The organism is Cellulomonas sp., assembly GCF_036279715.1.
GTDB lineage: Bacteria > Actinomycetota > Actinomycetes > Actinomycetales > Cellulomonadaceae > Cellulomonas_A.
In genome coordinates, this window is sequence record NZ_DASUIR010000094.1 from 1 (window position 1) to 5,205 (window position 5,205).

A 5,205-nucleotide genomic window follows, 5' to 3' on the forward strand; every position below is an offset into this window, starting at 1 on the left:
GCTGTGCGACCAGCTCGCCGACGGCGGACGGATGGTGATCCCGGTGCGCTCCACGCTGTGGGCCGTCGAGCGCCATGGCGACGAGCTCGAGTCCACCAACCTCGGCTCCTACGCGTTCGTCCCGCTGCGCTGAACGCGACGAAGAGCGCTGACCTGCATCGACCTGCTCCGCATCGGCGCTGCCCGAGGATCCGGGAGATCTCGCCGAATGCGTGACGAATCACCCGATCCTCAGTACGGTGCCCTGGTGAGCTACCGCGCATGACATGAGTCACGTCACGTGTCACGGCTCTCGACGTCGCCACCTGCCCGGCTGACCTGGAGTGCGCTATGAAGCGTCGCCCGCTGCTCGCCGCCCTGACCACCCTCGTGCTCGCCGTGAGCACCGCCATGGTCGGCGCGGGTGCCGCGGGCGCCGCCAACCACAGGTCGCCTGACCCCGGGTCCCCCGGTGGGCCCGTCGTCTCCGGCAAGGACCTGCGGCACGGCAAGGTCGCGCCGGCGCTCGAGAAGGTCACCGGGACCGTCACCGCCTTCGTCCAGCTCAAGGCCCCCTCGGGCCTCGACGTCGCCGACAAGGGCGGTGACGCGGCCGCCGTCCGAGCGGCCACCGACGCCGTCGAGCAGCAGGCGGCGGCCGTCGTCCCCGACCAGGCGACCGCGCGCAGCGCGACCCCCGCACCGCAGCGCATCGCGACCCTGAGCAACCTCGTCTCCGCGACGATCGTCACGGGCGACGCCGCGAAGATCCGGGCGCTCGCCTCGAACCCCGACGTCGTCGCGCTGTACCGCGTCGTTCCCAAGACGCCGGACAACAAGAGCACCGACGCGTTCACGCGCGCGCTCGCCACGTGGCAGAGCACCGGCCAGATCGGCACCGGTGTGCGCATCGGCGTCATCGACACCGGGCTCGACTACACGCACGCGGCGTTCGGCGGCCCGGGCACGACGGCGGCCTACGCGGCGGCGTACGGCACCGACGGCACGGGACCGATCCCGGCCGGCACGTTCGACGCGACCAAGTTCCTCGGCGGCCACGACTTCGCCGGCCCGCGGTACGACGCCAACCCCGCGTCCACCCTCCCCGGCGCCACGCAGGTCCCGAGCCCGGACGACAACCCCATCGACTCGCTGTCGACGAGCCCCAGCTCGGGTCACGGCACGCACGTCTCCGCGACCGCTGCAGGCTTCGGCGTCCAGGCGGACGGCACGACGTTCCGCGGCGACTACGCGAACCTGACCGACCTGTCCGGCTGGAAGGTCGGTCCCGGCTCGGCGCCCGGCGCGAGCCTCTACGCGCTCAAGGTCTTCGGTGACATCGGCGGGTCGACGAACCTCACGGGCCAGGCGCTCGACTGGGCCGCCGACCCGAACGGTGACGGCGACTTCAACGACCACCTCGACATCGTCAACCTCTCGCTCGGCTCGGACGGCTCGCCCGCCGACGACCCCGACAACCTGCTCGTCGACCGTCTCGCCCAGCTCGGCACGCTCGCCGTGCTCGCGTCGGGCAACGCCGGCGACATCACCGACGTCGGCGGCGCGCCCGGCGACGCGCGCTCCGCGCTGACGGTCGCGAACTCGGTCGGCGACCCGCAGACCTACGACGGCATCGAGGTCACCGCAGCGGCCGACCCGGCCGTCATCGGCACCTACTCCGGCCAGAACAGCGTCAGCTACACCGGCACCGCCGACGTCACCGCGCCGCTCGTGTTCCTCGGCGAGCAGGTCAGCGGCTGCACGTCGCTCGCCGCCTCGTCGGCCGCGATCACCGGCAAGGTCGTGTACCTCTGGTGGGACGACGACGACGCGACCCGGGCGTGCGGCAGCGCGACGCGGTTCAACAACGCGGCGGCGGCCGGCGCGGTCGGCGTCCTGCTCGGCACCACGAGCACGGTGTTCCCCGGCGGGATCGCGGGCAACGCGGCCATCCCGGGCGCGCAGCTGACCGCGGTGTCGACCGCGGCGCTCCTGCCGGCCATCCGCACCAACAGCCTGACGGTGCACATGGGGCCGTCGCTCGCGGCGACCGTCATCGCCAACGAGGTCGGCGACGCGCTCAACCCGAGCTCGTCGCGCGGCGTCCACGGCTCGCTCGGCATCGTCAAGCCGGACGTCGCCGCCCCCGGCACCGGCATCTACTCGGCCGCGTCGGGCACGGGCATCGAGGCGCAGGGCCTGTCCGGGACGTCGATGGCCACCCCGCACGTCGCCGGCATCGCCGCGCTCGTCCGCGGCGCCCACCCCGGCTGGACCGCGGCCGAGGTCAAGACCGCCGTCATGAACACCGCGACGCACGACGTGTTCACCGGCGCGCACCAGACCGGCGACGTGTACGGCCCGGGCCGGGTCGGGTCCGGTCGCGTCGACGCCCTCGACGCGGTCAACGACTCGGTCCTGGCGTTCGCCAGCGAGGACGCCAACCTCGTGTCGGTGACGTTCGGCGTGGTCGACGTCGGCGCCACGAGCGTGGTCCAGCGCAAGACGGTCACCGTCAAGAACACGGGCTCGTCCGCGGTGACCTACGCGACCTCGTACGCCGCGGCCACGACCGAGGGCGGCGCGACGATCACGACGTCACCGGCCACGATCACGGTCCCGGCCGGCGAGTCCCGGCTCGTGACCGTCACGCTCACGGCCGACCCGGCAAACCTCGCGCGCACCCTCGACGTCACGTCGAGCGCGACACAGGGCGGCCTGCCGCGCGAGTACGTCGCGAGCATCTCGGGCCGGCTCGTGCTGACGTCCGGCGACACGCACCTGCGGGTCCCCGTGCAGGCCGCGGCGCGGCTCGTCAGCGACCTGTCGGCCGGTCCCGTGGCCTTCGCCGACGCGGGCGCCACCTCGGCGGCGCTCACGCTCGCCGGTCGCGGGGTCGCCTCGGGCGGCTGGGACTCGCTCGTCGCGCCGCTCCAGCTCGCCGCCACGAGCCCCAAGCTCGAGGCGGTCCCCGGGCTCGTCACGTCGGACTCGTCGATCGCCGCGGGCGACCTGCGGTACGTCGGCTGGTCCTCGACCGCACCGCAGCGTGCTGCCGCGGGCCTCGACCCGGCGAACGGGTACCTCGGGGTCGGCATCGCGACCGACGGCGAGTGGGCCAGCCTCGGGCAGTCCGTGAAGCCCGTCATCGACATCGACCTCGACGGCGACGGCAGCTGGGACGCCCAGACGGTGGTTCAGAAGCTCAACGACTCGGTCGACGTCACCGTCCAGATCACGTACGACTGGAACACGGGCGCGGTCCTCGACGCCGAGCCGATCAACGGGTACTTCGGGGACGTCGACACCACGGTGTTCGACAACAACGTCCTCGTCGTCCCGCTCAGCCTGGCGGCCCTCGGCGTCGCTCCCGGGACCACGCCCACGCTGCACGTGTGGACGTACACGCCGTACGCCTCCGACCCGAGCGGCCAGGTGGACGCCGTCGACGCCTTCAAGGTCGATCCGTTCACGCCGCCGTACTGGTTCGACAGCGGCACCGTGGACTCGCTCTGGGCCACCGGCGCGGGAGGCGCGACCGTCACGGTGCACCGCTCGCCCACGACGGCGCCGGCCCCGCAGCTGCTCGTGCTGCACAGCCACAACGCCACCACGACGACGCGCGCCCAGGTCGTCGACGTCACCGTCCCACCCGCGACGCCCACCACCACGGCCCTCAAGGTCACGGGTGACAAGCATGCGGGCGCCGGGCTGACGCTCACGGCCACCGTCTCCCCCGCCGCGGCGACCGGCACCGTCCGGTTCCTCGACGGGCAGACGGAGGTCGCCACGGCGGCGCTGGCCGGCGGGTCGGCGACAGCCACGGCACGGCTCGGTGCGGGCACGCACGCCCTGAGCGCCGTCTACGTCCCCGACACGGGTGCGTACTCGGCCTCGACGTCACCCGTGGTGACCGTCAAGATCGCCAAGTCCGGCGCCCGGATGTCGTTCACGCTGTCGCAGAACTCGGCTCCGTACGGGACCGCGACGACCGCGACGGTGGCCGTCACGGGCCGGACGGCGGCCCCCACGGGGACCGTCGAGATCCGCGAGCGCAGCACCGTGCTGGCCTCGGGCGAGCTCGTCGTCGACGGCCTGACCGGGACGGCGACGATCGCCCTGCCCACGTCCCTCGCGGTCGGCTCCCACCAGCTGACCGCCGTGTACGCGGGCAGTGCGGACGTCGACGGCGTGACCTCGCAGCGCACGTACCGCGTGACGCCCGCGAAGGTCACGCTCACGCTGAGCACCGGCTCGTGGTCCGTCCCGCGGGGCGCAACCCCGGTCGTCACGGTCACGGCCAAGGGTCCCGACGGTTCACCGGTGACGTCCGGCCGCGTCACGATCGTCGCCGGGCTGCGGCCCCTGCCCTCGGTCGCGCTCGCGGCGGACGGCACGGCGAGCGTGGCGCTGCCCCGGCTGACGAGCACGACGTTCGTGACCGCCCTGTACTCGGGCGGCAGCGGGTTCGGGCCAGCGGTGGCCGTCGGGACGATCCGGGTGGGGTGAGGTCGGCTCGGCCCCGGTGACGGGGTCGGGCAGGCGCGAGGGGCGTGGGCGATCGGGCCGCGCCCCTCGCGTGCGTCCGGGGTCGGCTCGGAGAATCAGGTCAGGGGACCTCGAGCGCCTCGAGCACGCGGTTGACGCTCGACGCGATCCCCCACCGGGCGACGAGCGCCCCCAGAGCGGCCGGGTCGGCGGGCTGGTGCGGCAGCGCGTCGTCGAGCTCGCCGATCGGCGCGTCGGGTGCGACCCGGACGACCATCGGCGCCACGTCCAGGTACGACGCTGCGTCGCGCAGCCGCTGCCGCTGCGTCGCCGTCAGCCCGCGGTCACCCGAGTCGCGCGCCGCGAGCACACCCGCGAGGTCGCCGTACCGGTGGATGAGCGCGGCCGCCGTCTTCTCGCCGATCCCCACGACCCCCGGCAGACCGTCGCTCGGGTCACCGCGCAGCACGGCCATGTCGGCATACGCCTGCCCCGACGCGACCGAGTACTTCTCGGCGAGCGTCGCCTGGTCGATGACGACGAGATCCCTGACGCCCTTCACGGGGTAGAGAACGCACACCCCAGCGGCGTCGTCCACGAGCTGGAACAGGTCCCGGTCCCCCGTGACGACCGCGACCGCCGCGCGCTCCGCCGCCGGACGTGCGACCTCGCGGGCCACGAGCGTGCCGATCACGTCGTCGGCCTCATACCCCCGCACGCCGACCCGCGCGATGCCCA

The 5,205-nt window shown here is 73.8% G+C and carries 3 protein-coding genes; 2 read left to right on the forward strand and 1 reads right to left on the reverse strand.

Annotated features, from left to right (window positions below; genetic code table 11):
• Nucleotide 1: 1 nt before the first annotated feature.
• The gene (locus VFW79_RS09490; RefSeq protein ID WP_329677067.1) at nt 2-133 is read left to right on the forward strand and encodes a hypothetical protein; all 132 of its coding nucleotides are present in this window, start codon (nt 2-4) and stop codon (nt 131-133) included.
• Between the two features lie 197 nt (nt 134-330).
• Nucleotides 331-4,488, forward strand: coding sequence for a S8 family serine peptidase (locus VFW79_RS09495; RefSeq protein ID WP_329677065.1), 4,158 nt, complete (start codon nt 331-333; stop codon nt 4,486-4,488).
• A 100-nt stretch (nt 4,489-4,588) separates the two neighbouring features.
• Here the strand turns inward: VFW79_RS09495 and VFW79_RS09500 are convergent.
• On the reverse strand, nt 4,589-5,205 hold a 617-nt coding region (locus VFW79_RS09500), incomplete at its 5' end, for a 5'-3' exonuclease (protein ID WP_329677066.1).

Coding starts and splice junctions, on each gene's coding strand:
- VFW79_RS09495 (WP_329677065.1), top strand. CDS start 331: ATGAAGCGTCGCCCGCTGCTCGCCGCCCTGACCACCCTCGTGCTCGCC.